15 protein-coding genes are annotated in these 14,377 nt (G+C 70.7%); 5 read left to right on the top strand and 10 right to left on the bottom strand.

The annotated features are described in order from the left end of the window. Positions 1-22 precede the first annotated feature (22 nt). Genes JOE46_RS11610 through mca form a run of 3 tightly spaced genes read right to left on the bottom strand, consistent with a single transcriptional unit; the run spans position 23 to position 3,244 of the window. Positions 23-2,050, bottom strand: coding sequence for a thioredoxin domain-containing protein (locus tag JOE46_RS11610; RefSeq protein WP_209927261.1), 2,028 nt, complete (start codon positions 2,048-2,050; stop codon positions 23-25). A gap of 10 nt (positions 2,051-2,060) precedes the next feature. Then, positions 2,061-2,351, bottom strand: coding sequence for a hypothetical protein (locus tag JOE46_RS11615; RefSeq protein WP_097212350.1), 291 nt, complete (start codon positions 2,349-2,351; stop codon positions 2,061-2,063). Continuing rightward, positions 2,348-3,244: a mycothiol conjugate amidase Mca gene (mca, locus tag JOE46_RS11620; protein ID WP_097212349.1), complete on the bottom strand. Its 897-nt coding sequence runs from the start codon at positions 3,242-3,244 to the stop codon at positions 2,348-2,350. Before mca ends, JOE46_RS11615 begins: the two co-directional genes overlap by 4 nt. A 196-nt stretch (positions 3,245-3,440) precedes the next feature. Between mca and JOE46_RS11625 the strand changes: the two genes are divergently transcribed. Then, on the top strand, positions 3,441-3,866 hold the full coding sequence (locus JOE46_RS11625; RefSeq protein ID WP_097212348.1) for a DUF4307 domain-containing protein: 426 nt from the start codon (positions 3,441-3,443) through the stop codon (positions 3,864-3,866). Positions 3,867-4,142: 276 nt separating this feature from the next. Next, positions 4,143-4,637, top strand: coding sequence for a transcription elongation factor GreA (gene greA / locus JOE46_RS11630; protein ID WP_077042557.1), 495 nt, complete (start codon positions 4,143-4,145; stop codon positions 4,635-4,637). A 101-nt stretch (positions 4,638-4,738) separates the two neighbouring features. On the opposite strand, the gene JOE46_RS11635 is transcribed toward greA, so the two are convergent. From JOE46_RS11635 to JOE46_RS11645, 3 genes are all read right to left on the bottom strand, one after another. After that, on the bottom strand, positions 4,739-5,695 hold the full coding sequence (locus JOE46_RS11635; protein WP_097212347.1) for a GlxA family transcriptional regulator: 957 nt from the start codon (positions 5,693-5,695) through the stop codon (positions 4,739-4,741). A 332-nt stretch (positions 5,696-6,027) separates the two neighbouring features. Continuing rightward, positions 6,028-6,285, bottom strand: a complete 258-nt coding sequence (locus tag JOE46_RS11640; protein ID WP_209927263.1) for a hypothetical protein — start codon at positions 6,283-6,285, stop codon at positions 6,028-6,030. A 63-nt stretch (positions 6,286-6,348) separates the two neighbouring features. Further along, positions 6,349-7,671 carry a bifunctional lytic transglycosylase/C40 family peptidase gene (locus tag JOE46_RS11645; RefSeq protein WP_097212345.1) on the bottom strand — a complete coding sequence of 441 codons (1,323 nt, stop codon included), beginning with the start codon at positions 7,669-7,671 and terminating at the stop codon, positions 6,349-6,351. Between the two features lie 306 nt (positions 7,672-7,977). Between JOE46_RS11645 and JOE46_RS11650 the strand changes: the two genes are divergently transcribed. The 3 genes from JOE46_RS11650 (at position 7,978) to JOE46_RS11660 (ending at position 9,779) form a co-directional block, all read left to right on the top strand. Next, positions 7,978-8,220: a hypothetical protein gene (locus JOE46_RS11650; RefSeq protein WP_097212344.1), complete on the top strand. Its 243-nt coding sequence runs from the start codon at positions 7,978-7,980 to the stop codon at positions 8,218-8,220. After that, entirely contained in the window at positions 8,217-9,005 is a 789-nt protein-coding gene (locus tag JOE46_RS11655) for an FAD:protein FMN transferase (RefSeq protein WP_269589434.1), read from the top strand. Before JOE46_RS11650 ends, JOE46_RS11655 begins: the two co-directional genes overlap by 4 nt. A 66-nt stretch (positions 9,006-9,071) precedes the next feature. Next, positions 9,072-9,779 carry a DM13 domain-containing protein gene (locus tag JOE46_RS11660; protein ID WP_097212343.1) on the top strand — a complete coding sequence of 236 codons (708 nt, stop codon included), beginning with the start codon at positions 9,072-9,074 and terminating at the stop codon, positions 9,777-9,779. A gap of 68 nt (positions 9,780-9,847) precedes the next feature. On the opposite strand, the gene ilvA is transcribed toward JOE46_RS11660, so the two are convergent. The 4 genes from ilvA to JOE46_RS11680 form a co-directional block, all read right to left on the bottom strand. Then, on the bottom strand, positions 9,848-11,011 hold the full coding sequence (ilvA, locus tag JOE46_RS11665; RefSeq protein WP_218840977.1) for a threonine ammonia-lyase: 1,164 nt from the start codon (positions 11,009-11,011) through the stop codon (positions 9,848-9,850). Between the two features lie 141 nt (positions 11,012-11,152). Beyond that, positions 11,153-12,310: a cystathionine gamma-synthase gene (locus JOE46_RS11670; RefSeq protein WP_097212342.1), complete on the bottom strand. Its 1,158-nt coding sequence runs from the start codon at positions 12,308-12,310 to the stop codon at positions 11,153-11,155. Between the two features lie 21 nt (positions 12,311-12,331). After that, positions 12,332-12,874, bottom strand: a complete 543-nt coding sequence (locus JOE46_RS11675) for a hypothetical protein (RefSeq protein WP_143548473.1) — start codon at positions 12,872-12,874, stop codon at positions 12,332-12,334. A 43-nt stretch (positions 12,875-12,917) separates the two neighbouring features. Further along, entirely contained in the window at positions 12,918-14,300 is a 1,383-nt protein-coding gene (locus tag JOE46_RS11680; protein ID WP_097212340.1) for a cystathionine beta-synthase, read from the bottom strand. Positions 14,301-14,377 lie beyond the last annotated feature (77 nt).

Raw genomic sequence — 14,377 nt, forward strand, 5'->3', positions numbered from 1 at the left:
AGGGCACCTTCAGCAGCGTCGGCTACGGAGCGTGGACCCCCAGCAGTCCACGCAACTCCTCGGCGCCGGTCACCGGCCGGTCGCAGACGAACCCTCGGCACACGTAGGCGGCAGGTTCGCCGTCGACCAGTGGGCGGTCGGCGAGCAGCGGCGACGTGTCCGGCGCACCGCCGATCACCACCGCACCACCCGGCGCCTCGCGCCGGGCCGCCTCCAACAGGCCGGCGCCGTCGCCGGTCATCGACACCGCCACCTGGATCGGTCCGCGCACCGAGGCTTCGGCCACGGCCAGCCAGTGCCCCGCGGACCTGGCCGCCCGCGCGAGCAACAGCACCCCGCGGTCCAGGGTGTCCGCGGCCGCCGCGGCGTACCGGGCGGAACGCTCGGGACCGGCCAGCGCCGCGGCCGCCAGCAACGCCTCCGCCATCGTGGACGCCCCCGATGGCGTCGCCCCGTCGAAGGGGTCGCGCGGCCGGGTGATCAGGGCCTCTGCGTCGTCGGCGGTGTCGAACCAGCTGCCCGGTTCCTCGGGATCGGCAAAGTGTGCGATCGCCAGGTCGATGAGTTCCTCTGCGCGGGTGAGCCATTCGAGGTCACCGGTCGCCTGGTGCAGGGCGAGCAGCCCGACCGCCAGCGCGCCGTGGTCGTCGAGCACCGCGGCCGCGTCACCGACGACCCCACCGAGCGAGGCCCGGCGAAGCCGGCCGTCGACCAGATGCTCGCCGAGGAGCGTCCGGGCGCAGTGCGCCGCGGCCTCGACCCACTCGGGGCGACCGAGCCCGGCGCCCGCCTCGGCAAGGGCCGTGACCGCGAGACCGTTCCAGGCGGTGACGACCTTGTCGTCACGCCCCGGCTGCGGGCGAGCAGACCGCGCCTCGAACAGCCTGGACCGCACCGAATCCCAGCGCGCGGGGTCCTCGGGGTCCGCGGGCAGCTGCAGCACCGAGGTGCCCGCCTCGAAGGTGCCCGCGGAGCTCACGGCGAGCAGCCCGGCGGCCCACACACCGTCCTCGAAGCCCAGGACCGAGAGCAGCTCGTCCGGGGTCCACGCGTAGGTCAGGCCCTCGATGCCATCGGTGTCGGCGTCCAGCGCCGAGGCGAAACAGCCGGACTCGGTGCGCAGGTCCCGCAGTAGGAACTCGACCGTCTCCTCGGCCACCCGGATCGCCAGCGCCGACCCAGTACGCCGCCCCAGGTGGGCGTACGCCCGCAACAGCTGGGCATTGTCGTAGAGCATCTTCTCGAAGTGCGGGACCACCCAGTCGGCATCCACCGAGTAGCGCGCGAACCCGCCGCCCAGCTGGTCGTAGATCCCGCCGCGCGCCATCGCCTCCGCGGTGCGTTCCACCGCGGCGAGCACCTTCGCGTCACCGCTGCGCTCGTAGCCTCGCAGCAGCCCTTCCATCAGTGCGGACGGCGGGAACTTGGGCGCCGCCCCGAATCCGCCCCTGTCCCGGTCCTCGTCACGCAGCGCGGCGACGATCGCGGCGTCCAGCAGGTTCGCGTCGAGGACCACCTGCCCCCCGGGAACCCCGGCGGCGTTGGCGGTCAGCTGTGCCGTGATCGCGGCGGACGCCTCCTCCACCTCTCCTCGCCTGCCCCGCCAGGTGTCCGTGATGGCCTCGAGCAGCTGGGTGAAGGACGGCATCCCGCCGCGCGGCACCGTCGGGTAGTAGGTGCCGCAGTAGAACGGTTCGGCCGAGGGGGTCAGGAAGCAGGTCATCGGCCAGCCGCCCTGGCCGGTCATCGCGACCGTCGCGTTCATGTAGACCGCGTCGAGGTCCGGCCGCTCCTCGCGGTCGACCTTGATGCAGACGAAGTTCTCGTTCATCAGCGCCGCGGTCGCCTCGTCCTCGAAGGACTCGTGGGCCATCACGTGGCACCAATGGCAGGCGGAGTAGCCGACGGAGAGCAGGATCGGCACGTCTCGCTCGCGCGCCCACTCCAGCGCCTCCTGGCCCCACTGCTGCCAGTGCACGGGGTTGTCGGCGTGCTGACGCAGGTAGGGGCTCGTCGCCCCGCCGAGAGTGTTTCGGGCCAGGGCCGACATCGCGCGCTGCCTAGCTCGCCGAGCCGGTCGGCGGTTCGGCGTTCTTCCCGTCGGTGGGCGCCTCGCCCGCCGCGCCCCGATCGGTGCCCTCGTCCGCGGCCTGGTCGAGCTCGGGATGCTCCGGCTCGAAGGTGTCGGGCAGCTTGCGGAGCTGCTTGTTCATCGAGCGGACCAGCAGCACCGTGCCGACGAGCAGCGCGACGATGATGACGAAGCCGATCGGTGAGGCCTTGCCGAACTCCGGCCCGACCGGATTGCTGGGGGTCTGTGCCAGCCAGCCGGCCGCACTTGCCAAGATCACTTCTTCTCCTCAGGGTGGCCGTAGCCGACGTGGTCGATGCCTGCGAACAGGTCGGACTCCGGGATCGCGGTGCGCACCCTCGTCTTCGCGAGCTCGAACTCCTCCGTCGGCCAGATCTTCTGCTGGATGTCCAGCGGCACCGCGAAGAACGACCCGTTGGGGTCGATCTGGGTGGCGTGCGCACGCAGGGCGTCGTCGCGCTGCGGGAAGTAGTCACCGCAGACGATCTGGGTGGTCACCCGCGCCATCAGGTCGCCCTGCTCGGTCCGCCACTTCTTGAGCCACTCCGCCATCGGGAACTCCTCGCCGCGGCGGTCGTACTCGTCCTGGAACAGCAGCAGGCGCTTACGGATGAAGCCGTGCGAGTAGTAGAGCTTCAGCGGCTCCCACGGCTCCCCCACCCCCGGAAAACGCTCGGGGTCGCCCGCGGCCTCGAACGCGGCCACCGACACCTCGTGACAGCGGATGTGATCGGGGTGCGGGTATCCGCCGTTCTCGTCGTAGGTGGTGATGACGTGCGGACGGAACTCGCGGATCACCTTGACCAGCGCCTCGGTCGACTCCTCCAGCGGCACCAGCGCGAAGCAGCCCTCGGGCAGCGGCGGCAGCGGGTCGCCCTCGGGCAGCCCGGAGTCGACGAAGCCGAGCCAGAGCTGCTGGACGCCGAGGATGCGAGCGGCCTCGGCCATCTCCTCCTTGCGCACCTCGCTGATCCGGTCGCGCACGCCGGGCACATCCATCGCGGGGTTGAGGATGTCGCCGCGCTCGCCGCCGGTCAGCGTCACCACGAGAACCTCGTTGCCCTCGGCCGAGTACCGGGCCGTGGTGGCGGCGCCCTTGCTCGACTCGTCGTCGGGATGGGCGTGCACGGCCATGAGACGCAATCCGCTCACAGTGCTCCTTCACCTCAGCTTCGCCTGTAGCGACGTGGTGGTCCGACGCCGACGTCCGCCGACAACGCACCGTTGTCCTTCCCCTATAGTTCCACCCGGTACTTCCGCCGTCAGCCGTGGCCCCGCCCCAGCAGCGCGCGAGGTACACCGACCGGGCCGCCGCAGGCCCGGTGCCGCTGTACGAGAGCTGAGCGATATGACCGAGACGCCTCCCGCCGACCGTTACCCGACGCCAACGCGCGATCTGCGCGGATCCCGGGTGGTGGCGATCATCCTCAGCGTCGGCGTGGTGCTCCTTGGGCTCGCCCTGGCCTTCTTCGCGTACAACAAGTTCGCAGGCGACGACGTCGAGGGCCAGTCGATCGCGTACAACCTGGTGGACGAGTCGACGATCAGCATCCGGTTCACCGTGACCCGCGAGGACCCGTCCGAGTCCGCCGTCTGCATCGTGCGGGCCCGGTCGAGGGACGGCTCCGAGACCGGCCGCCGCGAGGTGTACCTGGGACCGTCCGACAGCGGCACCGTCGACGTGACCACGCTGATCAAGACGTCTCAGCGCCCCGCCATCGCCGATATCTACGGCTGCGGGACGACCGTGCCGGAGTACCTGACCAACGGCTGATCCGGCCGGACCGCCCCGGGCCCGCACCAGCGCGATTTTCATGGAGAAATCCCTGCTCGTGCTAGAATCCTCGGGTACACGGTTCCGGCTTTGGAACCGTGTATTGCTGCATTTGCGTATAGATGCATAGCGGCAGGGTGCACCGCTCACATGACTGAGCGAACCGGGGGGATCCAACCACCGGGGGTAGGCGCGCTCTCGTCGCCGAAGGCCACTGGAGTTCAGTGGCCCGCCCAGGGGACCCGGATGGGTTCCGACTACGAGGAGTGATCGAGCATGACCGAGACCCAGGTGACCTGGCTTACCCAGGAGTCACACGACCGGCTCAAGAGCGAACTCGACCAGCTCATTGCCAACCGCCCGGTCATCGCGGCCGAGATCAACGAGCGACGCGAGGAAGGCGACCTCAAGGAGAACGGCGGCTACCACGCGGCACGCGAGGAGCAGGGCCAGCAGGAGGCCCGCATCCGCCAGCTCCAGGAGCTGCTCAACAGCGCGAAGGTCGGCGAGGCGCCGACCCAGTCCGGTGTGGCACTGCCCGGTTCCGTGGTCAAGGTCTACTACGACGGCGACAAGTCCGACACCGAGACCTTCCTGATCGCCACCCGCGAAGAGGGCGCCCGCGACAACAAGCTCGAGGTCTACTCCCCCAACTCCCCGCTGGGCAGCGCGCTGCTCGAGGCGAAGGTCGGCGAGACCCGCAAGTACACGCTCCCCAACGGCAACACCATGCAGGTGACGCTCGTCAGCGCGGAGCCGTACCACAGCTGAGGCGGCACGCCGCCCGTTCGCGTTCATTTCCACCGGACCCCGGTTCGAGCATCGGCTCGAGCCGGGGTTTCGTGTTTTCCGAGGAAGTCAGGACGCGGTGATCATTGCGCTGCCCCGCGGAACTGGGCGCGGTGGGCCGCCGGACTGGTGCCGAGCATGCGGTGGAAGTGGTGGCGCAGGCTCACCGCGCTGCCGAAGCCGGTGTCACGGGCGATCCGGTCCACCGTCTCGTCGGTCGATTCGAGCAGCAGCCGGGCGTGGTCGGTGCGCTGCTGCAACAACCACTGCTGGGGGCTGGTGCCGGTGCGGTCCCTGAACCGCCGGGTGAAGGTGCGCCGCGACATCAGCGCCCGACGCGACCAGTTGTCCAGGTCGATGCCGGTGTCGAGGTGGGTGCGGGCCCACACCATCGCGTGCTCGATCGGATCGTCGGTGTCGTCGTCGGGCACCGCGACCGGGATGAACTGGGCCTGCGAGCCGTTGCGGTGCGGCGCGGTGACCAGCGACCGAGCCAGGTCGGTGGCGGCGCGGGCGCCCAGGTCGCCGCGCACGATGTGCAGGCAGCAGTCCAGTGCCGCGGCGACGCCCGCGGAGGTGATCACGTCACCCAGATCGGTCCAGAGGTTGTCGGCGCGCACGCGCACCTTCGGGAATGCGAGGGCCATCTCCTCGGCCGCGGCCCAGTGAGTGGTGAGTTCGCGACCGTCGGCCAGCCCGGTCGCCGCGATCGCCCAGGAACCCAGGCACAGCCCGACCAGTCGAGCGCCCCTCTCGTGGGCGGCGTGTACCGCCTCGTTCAGCGCGGGCGACACCCCGCGTCCGCGGAGCCAGCCGGGAAAGACCACCATGTCGGAGCCGGCCACCACGTCGAGGTCGTCTCGCACGGTGATGTCGAAACCGGCTGCGGTGGAAAGCGTTCCGGGCTCTTCGGCGCAGACCCGCACGTCATAGGGCGAGCCGGATTCGACGCCGGTGCCGGATCGGCCGAGCACCAGCGTCGGTACCGCCAGGTGGAACGGGCTGATTCCGTCGAACGCAACGACCGCTACCGAAAGCATGACCCGATCTTATCGATGGGTGGCCTCCCGGCCACTGGTCCACGCGAGTCGCGGTCTGCAAATGTTCTCGCCATGTTGCGAAAAATGTGGACCGGCAGTCGGTTGGGTGCGGTTCTGCGCATGCTGCTCGTGTTGGTCGTGCCGGTGGTGTTGCTGGCCGGATGCTCGAGCGGATCGGAATCCGGCGGCCCCGCGCCGAGCTCGGCGTCCACGACCTCGGCCAAGGTGACCAAGTCTGCGCCGCCGACGAGTTCGGCGGCCCCGGGCGCACCGCAGGCCGGGCCGGAATCGTGGGACGGCCACGCGCCCGCCCCGGCACCGGAGTCCTCGTACTACGAGTCGCCGGTCCAGGAGATCCCGCCGGGATACAACTGCGTGCCGGGCCCGGCATGCGGGACCGACAGCTGTGGCCACACCGAGTGCGGCATGACCACTGAAGGGTGTCCGCCCGGGGTCCCCGTCTGCGGGATCGGCAGCAACTGGACGGTTCCCCCGGCCACCACAACCGTCGCACCGCCGATCTCGACCTCGCCGGTGACGCCGTCGAGCGCGGCCACCTCCCCGGCGAGCGCGTCGACGACCACATCCATCGACCCAGCTCCGGCTGTCGCCGCGCCGCCGCTCCAGCAGTAGCGAACTGCGGCGGAGCCGCGTCACACCATCCGGCGGACCTTCATCCCGTCGAACACCGGCCCGACCCGGACCACGTCACCGGTCTGCGGGGCGTGCACCATCTGCCCGTTGCCGATGTAGATCGCGACGTGCCCCGGCCCACCCGACTGCCAGTTGCCGAACAGCAGGTCTCCGGGTCTGGCCTCGGCCAGCGGGATCTCCTCGCCGACGTTCCACTGGGTCTCCGAGGTCCGCGGCAGCTTCAGCAGGTCGCCGGTTGCGGCGTACACCGCGTAGGACGTCAGCCCGGAGCAGTCGAAGCCACCGCCGGAGGGCCCGTTGATGTTGCCGCCACCCCAGACGTAGGGCAGGCCCAGGTAGCGGAGCGCGGCCTCGACGATCTTGCCGCCGATCCCGTCGCCGAAGTTGCCGCCGACGAACGGGGTGAGGATCCCCGCGAATCGAGCCTCGCTGGCCCGGATCTTCTTCACGTACGGCTTGGTCTGGTTCTCGTAGTCGGGCAGCCCGGACGGCATCCCGCCGGACCGCCGCACGGCCCCGACCCCCGCGTTGTACCCGGCGATGGCCAGATCGAGGGTGTCGCCCTTGACCAGGCCCTGCTTCTGCCAGCCCTCGATCTCGGTGTACATGTCGCAGAGCAGGTGCCCCGACGCCATCACCGAGTCCGCGACGCCGAGGATGTCCGCCTTGCCGTCGCCGTCGGCGTCCTTGCCGTACTTGGCCCAGGTGCCGGGCATGAACTGGCCCGGCCCGCGCGCTCCGTCCCTGGACACCGGCGCCGTCGGGCCGTACCGGAAACCGTTCTCCGCCGAATAGAGCGCGGCGAGGACCGGGGGCTTGATGCCCTCACAGATCTCGCCCGCCTTCTTCAGCCACGGCACGAAGACCGCGATCGCGCCGATCGGGGCCATCACCATCTCGGGAAGGTCCGTCAATGCGTCGGGCAGCATCCGGCTCGGGTCGCCGCCGATCGGGGTCGCCTGCAGCGCGGGCGGCGCCGTGTAGCGGGGCGCCTCCGGCACCGGCGGCGCGACCACCGCGGGCGGCGGCACGGCCGGCACCCCCGGTGCAATCTGCGGGGCAGGTGGGAGGTACGGCTTGATTGAATCCTCCACTGCGGCAGCAGCATCCGCGACGGCCTGCTGTGCCTGACCCTGCATATTCTGGGGCAACATGCCGATGACGTCGTTGATCTGCTGCGACGCCGCGGGTGCCGACGCCTCGAAAGACTGAATCGCTTGTGCTGCTTGATCCTTCACCGGTAATGGGATGTCGGCCCCTTGAACGAGGCCGCCGAGGGCAGTGGCAACTGCCACGATCACCGCCGTTGGATCAACCGGCATTCGCAACTCCAAACTTCGAGCGGGCTATCAGGTGCAACGCTAGGTCCCCCGACCCGGCCGCGGGGCGATTTCGATCACATCGATCGAACCGTGTTTCCCGAACCCACACGACGCCTGTATCGCGGCGTGCCGGTCCGGCGTTAGCCGCCGCCGACTGTGCATCTGCCGGCGGATCGGCCCACTTCGGGCGGGGAAAACTGCGCACTCACGGAGCGTATGCCCGCGCACCGCGACATTTCAGGCCAAGAACCAGAATTTCAGCAGACCCTCAGGTCTCTCTCAGGCTCGCGGTGGATCCTGGTCGTCATGAGCGAGCGACCCGCAGAGCAGCCCCACCGGACGTCCCGATTCCGCCGTGCTGTCGCGGCGTCCGGCATCGTCGGTGCGCTCAGCGTCGGGTCCCTCGCCGGCGCCTCGTTCGCGCTCGGAGACGCCCCCTCCTCGGATTCGGGGACGGTCATCGCCGCCGATTCGAACCGCTCGAACGGCGCAGGCCCGGTCGTCACCCGGGGCGCCGGGCAGTTCGACGTGATCTCGGGCGGGTCGTGACCCTCGCGGCGGACAAGGCCGCGAAGAGCTGGTCGATGTGGGGTGTGCGCGCGACGGTGGTCGTGGCAGACCCCGACATGCTGGAATCCGCCTGGAACATGGTCCGCGGCCACCTGGCCGCCGCCGACGTCGCGACCAGTGCCACCCGGGAAGACTCCGAGATCGCGGCACTCAACCGGTCCGCGGGCACCACGACCCGGGTGAGCGTCCTGCTCGCCGAGCAGGTCAGCAGGGCCCTCCTGGCCGCCGAGCTGACGGCGGGCGTCCTCGACCCCACCGTCGGCGGCACGCAACCGGACCGGTGGCGCTCCGTGACCGTCCGCGGCCACGACGTCACCCTCCCCGCCGGGCTGACCCTCGACGTGTCCGCGACCGCCCGCTCCGTCACGGCCGACCGCTGCGCCACCGCCGTCGCCGAGCTGCTCGGCTGCGGGGTGCTGGTCAGCCTCGGCGGCGACGTGGCGACCGCGGGTCCGGAGCCGCGCAGCGGCTGGCAGATCAAGGTCGAGGACCTGCCCGGCGACCCGTCGTGTCAGGTCTCGATCCCGTCCGGCTCCGGCCTCGCGACCGCCAGCACGGTCAGCCCGCTGCACCCGGATCCCGCCGGGGCGCCGCACTGGCGCACCGTGTCCGTGGTCGCGGGCTCCGCCCTGGCCGCCGCCGCGGCGAGCAGGGCGGCGGTCCGCGGGGGCGAGGAGACGCTCGCCTGGCTCGAGGAGCTCGGGATGCCGGCCAGGCTGGTGGACCAGGACTTCCGGGTCACCCGGCTCTGCGGCTGGCCGTGATCGACCGCGTCATCGCGCACGAGAACAACGCCACCGTGGCGAGCACCCGTGCCTACGCTTGACGACATGGCGATGCGATCCGGGCCCGAGATCGGCCCCTTCCGCCGTCGACGGTGGCTGACCGGATCGCTGCTCGTCCTGATCGCCGCGGGCCTGGCCGTGGGTGCCCTCGCCCTGATCTACGAGATCCCGCCGAACCTCATCTCGAACACCTCCACCCATCCCCGGACGCTCGCCATCGGCGCGGCCACCCTCGCCCTGTTCCTGCTGCTCGGCTGGACGCTCTACCGGCTGACCCGCCACGTCTGGATCGGCGCGCTCGCGCAGACCCTGCTCGCCGCCGCGGTCATCGCGCTCGTCATCGTGCCGACGTTCCGCGGCACCGACGTTCGAGAACCCGATCCACTCGTCGGGGTGGCCGTGCTCGAACCGGGCGGGGACCACCCGGGCGGCGCGCACGAGATCGGCGCCGCGAAGTTCGTCGGAATCGACCACGACGCAACGGGTTCCGCACGGCTACTGGACCTGGGCGACGGCCGCCGCGTGCTGCGCTTCGAGAACTTCGAGGTCGAGGCGGGACCCGACTACTTCGTGCACCTCATCGACGGGGCCGATGTCCGGAGCCCAGAGCCGGTCCGGCTGGGGGCGTTGAAGGGCAGCCGCGGCGACCAGAACTACGAGCTGCCCGCCGAGATCCAGATCGGCCAGGCCAGCACGGTGCTCATCTGGTGCCGGGTGTTCGACGTCCCGGTCGCGAACGCGACCATCGCCTAGGCGGCTGCGCCGCCCGTGCGCGGTTGACGAGTGTGGGGACTCGTCAACCGCGCACGGGCGCGGAGCGCCTACTCCTGCACCCGCACGGCGAAGCCGGCGGTGTCGAGGGCGCCCAGCACCTCGTCGCGGTGGTCGGGCCCCCTCGTTTCCAGAGTCAACAGCACCTCCACCTCGTCCAGGCCGAGGTCGCGGGCGGTCCGCGAGTGCACCACGTCCACCACGCTGGCGCCGCGCTCGCTCACCACGCCGAGTAGCCGCACCAGCCCACCCGGGCGGTCCGGGATGGTGACCCGCACGACCAGGTAGCGCCCGGCGGCCCGCAGGCCGTGGGTGATCACGTGGGTGAGCAGCAACGGGTCGATGTTGCCGCCGGACAACACCGCGCACACGGTCCCCTCCAGCCGCAGCTGTTCCGCCGCGCAGCTCATCAGGGCGGCCACCGCTGCCGCCCCCGCCGGCTCGACGATCAGCTTGGCCCGCTCGCTGCACAGCAACAGGGCCCGGGACAGCGCGTCTTCACTGACCGTGACCACCTCGTCCACCAGGGCGTCGACGTGCGCGAACGGCACCGCACCCGGGAGTCCGATGGCGATTCCGTCGGCCATGGTGGACAGGGCCTCCGCCTCGACGGGGGCGCCCTCGGCGAGCGACCTCGGCCAGGCCGCCGCCTGCTCGGCCTGCACGCCGACGAGGCGCACCCGGCGGCCCGAGTCCCGGACCGCCGCCGCGATCCCGGCGAGCAGACCGCCACCGCCGGTCGGCACCACGATGGTCCCGACCTCCGGCAGCTGCTCGAGGATCTCCAGCCCGACGGTGGCCTGGCCCGCGACCACGTCGACGTGATCGAACGGGTGGATGAGCACGGCCCCGGTCGCGGCGGCGAACTCCTTGGCTGCCACGAGTGCCTCGTCGACGGTGTGACCGCGCAGGTGGACCGTCGCACCGTACGCCTTGGTCGCGACGAGCTTCGGCAGCGCCGCGCCGACCGGCATGAAGACCGTGGACTCGATGCCGAGCCGGCTGGCGGCCCAGGCGACACCCTGCGCATGGTTGCCTGCGCTGGCTGCCACCACACCGCCCGCCCGCTGCTCGGGGGTCAGGTTCGCGATCCGGTTGTAGGCGCCACGAGGTTTGAAAGAGCCTGTGCGCTGAAGGTTTTCACACTTGAGCCACACGTCGTGGGCGCAGCGCTCCGAGAGCACCCGCGACGCGACCATCGGTGTCCTGCGCATCACCGGGGCGAGTCGGTCGGCCGCCGCCGCGATCTGTTCCCTCGTCACGAGTTCCACAGCGCCAGCGTAAGGCGCCTGCGGCGCCCGTGCGCGGTTGACGAGTCTCAGGACTCGTCAACCGCGCACGGGCAGCGGAGCTGCCTACTTCAGTGCCTGCTCCACATCGGCGATGAGGTCGGCGGCGTCCTCGATGCCGACCGAGAGCCGGACCAGGTCGTCCGGCACCTCGAGCGCGGAGCCCGCGGTCGACGCGTGGGTCATCGCGCCGGGGTGCTCGATCAGCGACTCGACACCGCCGAGGGACTCGGCGAGCGTGAAGATCTCAGTCCGCGAGCAGAAGTCGAGCGCGGCCTGCTTGCCGCCCTTGAGACGCACCGAGATCATGCCGCCGAAGCGACGCATCTGCTTGGCCGCGACCTTGTGGCCCGGGTGCGACTCGAGACCCGGGTAGATCACCTGCGAGACCGCGGCGTGGCCGGTGAGCAGGTCGACGATCTGCTCGGCGTTCTCGCTGTGCCGCTCCATCCGCAGCGCGAGGGTCTTGATGCCGCGCATGGTCAGGTACGCGTCGAACGGGCCGGGCACCGCGCCCGCGCCGTTCTGCAGGAACGCGAAGGCGGTGTCGAGTTCCTCGTCGTCGGTGATGAGCGCGCCGCCGACGACGTCGGAGTGCCCGCCGATGTACTTGGTGGTCGAATGCAGCGCGATGTCCGCACCGAGGCCGAGCGGCTGCTGCAGGTACGGCGACGCGAAGGTGTTGTCCACCACCAGCTTTGCCCCGGCCTCGTGCGCGACTCCGGCCAGCGCCTCGATGTCGCCGATGTTGAGCAGCGGGTTGGTCGGGGTCTCCACCCACACCAGCTTGGTGTTCGGGCGGATCGCGGCGCGGACCGCGTCCACATCGGACACCGCGGCCGGAGTGTGCTCGATGCCCCACTGGGTGAACACCTTGTCGATCAGCCGGAAGGTGCCGCCGTAGGCATCGTTCGGGATCACCAGGTGATCACCGGGGCGCAGGACCGAGCGCAGCAGGCAGTCCGTGGCCGCCATGCCGGACGCGAACGCGCGACCATAGGTGCCCGACTCGAGGGCGGCGAGGTTGGCCTCGAGCGGACGCCGGGTCGGGTTCCCGGTGCGCGCGTACTCGAACCCGCTCCGCATCCCGCCGACGCCGTCCTGGGCGAAGGTCGAGCTGGCGTAGATCGGCACGTTCACCGCGCCGGTCAGCGGATCCGGCTCGTACCCGGCGTGAACGGCCCTGGTGGAGAACCCCTGCTCTGCGTTGCTGTGCTCGCTCATGCCGGTAAGCCTAGCGAGCCGCTATTCGGTCAGTAATCGGGCAACCGAGACCAGCGCGTCGATGTACTCCGATTCCGTGTATCCCTGGCTGCCGTGGCTGCCGGCATCGACACTGCGACCGGCCATCGTCAGCGTGTACACGGTGTCGTTGACCTTGATCACGAGCCCACCCAGCGCGTCGGCGCGCGGCTCGTCGACCACGCCGAGGCTCGTCTTCCCCCTGGAGGCCTCGAGCATCGCCTCGGTGAACCCGTTGGCCTTGACGCTGACGAAGAGATTGCGCTGGGTCCCGGTGAAGTCCCCGTCCGCCCACAGGCAGAGCGGGTCGGTGGAGCCCGGCAGCGTGCCCTGGTTGGCCAGCGGCATGCCGGCCACCAAGCCGCCCAACGCCCCGGCCATCGTGGCGCAGTCCGGCGCTTCGCCCGCGGACAGCGCCACCGCCGCACCGCCGTCCGAACCCTCTGACTCCGCGACCGGTGTCCCACTGGTCACCGTCGAACATCCGGACACCAGCACCGCGGTCGCCGCGGCGACCATCCCCACCCGAGATCTCATCTCCCCCATGCGGGGATCCTAACGGCACCCGGGCGGGGCGGCCCGGGTCGAGCTATCCCCCGGCGCTGAGGAATCCGAGCAGGTCGTGCCGGGTGATGACGCCGACGGGCTTGCCGTCGTCGACCACCATCAGCGCGTCCGAGTCGCCGAGCGCCTTGGTCGCGGCGGTCACCGGCTCGCCCGAGCCGATCAGCGGGAACGGAGGGCTCATGTGCTTGGCGACCGGATCGGCGAGTTGCGCCCGGCCCTCGAACACCGCCGAGAGCAGGTCCCGCTCGGTGACGCTGCCCGCGACCTCGCCCGCCATCACCGGCGGCTCGGCACCGACGACCGGCATCTGCGAGACGCCGTACTCGCGCAGGATCTCGATCGCGTCGCGCAGCGTCTCCGACGGATGCGTGTGCACCAGGTCGGGCAGCTCGCCCGACTTGCCACGCAGCACGTCGCCGACGGTCGGCTCGTGGACCTTGCCGTCCAGCGGGGTGCGCAGGAAGCCGTACGAGGCCATCCACTTGTCGTTGAAGATCTTCGACAGGTAGCCGCGGCCGCCGTCGGGCAGCAGCACCACGATCACCGCGTCGGGCTCGCGCTCGGCGACCCGCAGCGCGGCCACCACGGCCATGCCGCAGGAGCCGCCGACCAGCAGGCCCTCCTCGCGGGCCAGGCGCCGCGTCATGTCGAAGGAGTCGGCATCGGAGACCGCAATGATCTCGTCGGGGACCGAGGGGTCGTAGGCGGTGGGCCAGAAGTCCTCGCCGACGCCCTCGACCAGGTACGGCCGTCCGGTGCCGCCCGAGTACACCGAGCCCTCAGGATCCGCGCCGATGACCTTGACCTTGCCGCCGGAGACCTCCTTGAGGTAGCGACCGGTGCCGGTGATCGTGCCGCCGGTGCCGACGCCCGCCACGAAGTGCGTGATCTTGCCCTCGGTGTCCCGCCAGATCTCGGGGCCCGTGGTCTCGTAGTGGCTCGCAGGCCCGCCCGGGTTGGAGTACTGGTTGGGCTTCCAGCCGCCGGGCAGCTCGCGGGCCAGGCGGTCGGAGACGTTGTAGTAGCTGTCCGGGTGCTCCGGTGCCACCGCGGTCGGGCACACCACGACCTCGGCGCCGTATGCCTTGAGGACGTTGCGCTTGTCCTCGCTGACCTTGTCCGGGCAGACGAAGACGCACTTGTAGCCGCGCTGCTGCGCGACCAGTGCCAGCCCGATGCCGGTGTTGCCCGACGTCGGCTCGACGATGGTCCCGCCGGGCTTCAGCTCGCCCGACGCCTCGGCGGCGTCGATCATCTTGACCGCGATCCGGTCCTTGGAGCTGCCGCCCGGGTTGAGGTACTCGATCTTGGCGGCCACCAGGCCCGAGCCGGGCTCGACCACCGAGTTCAGCTTGACCAGCGGAGTATTTCCGATGAGGTCGGTGACATGATCCGCGATGCGCATGCCTACATGGTCCCAGAGCGCGCGACGGGGGCAACACCAGGTCCCTTCTCGGGGGTCGCTCCGCCCGCTCCGATCTC

Origin of the sequence: Rhodococcus sp. PvR099 (genome assembly GCF_017833315.1) — a bacterium.
GTDB classification, from domain to species: domain Bacteria; phylum Actinomycetota; class Actinomycetes; order Mycobacteriales; family Mycobacteriaceae; genus Rhodococcus_G; species Rhodococcus_G oryzae.

Excerpts from the sequence above, each read along its gene's own strand:
- JOE46_RS11610 (WP_209927261.1), bottom strand. The coding sequence starts at position 2,050 with ATGTCGGCCCTGGCCCGAAACACTCTCGGCGGGGCGACGAGCCCCTAC.
- JOE46_RS11625 (WP_097212348.1), top strand. The coding sequence starts at position 3,441 with ATGACCGAGACGCCTCCCGCCGACCGTTACCCGACGCCAACGCGCGAT.
- greA (WP_077042557.1), top strand. The coding sequence starts at position 4,143 with ATGACCGAGACCCAGGTGACCTGGCTTACCCAGGAGTCACACGACCGG.
- JOE46_RS11635 (WP_097212347.1), bottom strand. The coding sequence starts at position 5,695 with ATGCTTTCGGTAGCGGTCGTTGCGTTCGACGGAATCAGCCCGTTCCAC.
- JOE46_RS11640 (WP_209927263.1), bottom strand. The coding sequence starts at position 6,285 with ATGGATGTGGTCGTCGACGCGCTCGCCGGGGAGGTGGCCGCGCTCGAC.
- JOE46_RS11645 (WP_097212345.1), bottom strand. The coding sequence starts at position 7,671 with ATGCCGGTTGATCCAACGGCGGTGATCGTGGCAGTTGCCACTGCCCTC.
- JOE46_RS11650 (WP_097212344.1), top strand. The coding sequence starts at position 7,978 with ATGAGCGAGCGACCCGCAGAGCAGCCCCACCGGACGTCCCGATTCCGC.
- JOE46_RS11660 (WP_097212343.1), top strand. The coding sequence starts at position 9,072 with ATGGCGATGCGATCCGGGCCCGAGATCGGCCCCTTCCGCCGTCGACGG.
- ilvA (WP_218840977.1), bottom strand. The coding sequence starts at position 11,011 with ATGCGCAGGACACCGATGGTCGCGTCGCGGGTGCTCTCGGAGCGCTGC.
- JOE46_RS11670 (WP_097212342.1), bottom strand. The coding sequence starts at position 12,310 with ATGAGCGAGCACAGCAACGCAGAGCAGGGGTTCTCCACCAGGGCCGTT.
- JOE46_RS11675 (WP_143548473.1), bottom strand. The coding sequence starts at position 12,874 with ATGGGGGAGATGAGATCTCGGGTGGGGATGGTCGCCGCGGCGACCGCG.
- JOE46_RS11680 (WP_097212340.1), bottom strand. The coding sequence starts at position 14,300 with ATGCGCATCGCGGATCATGTCACCGACCTCATCGGAAATACTCCGCTG.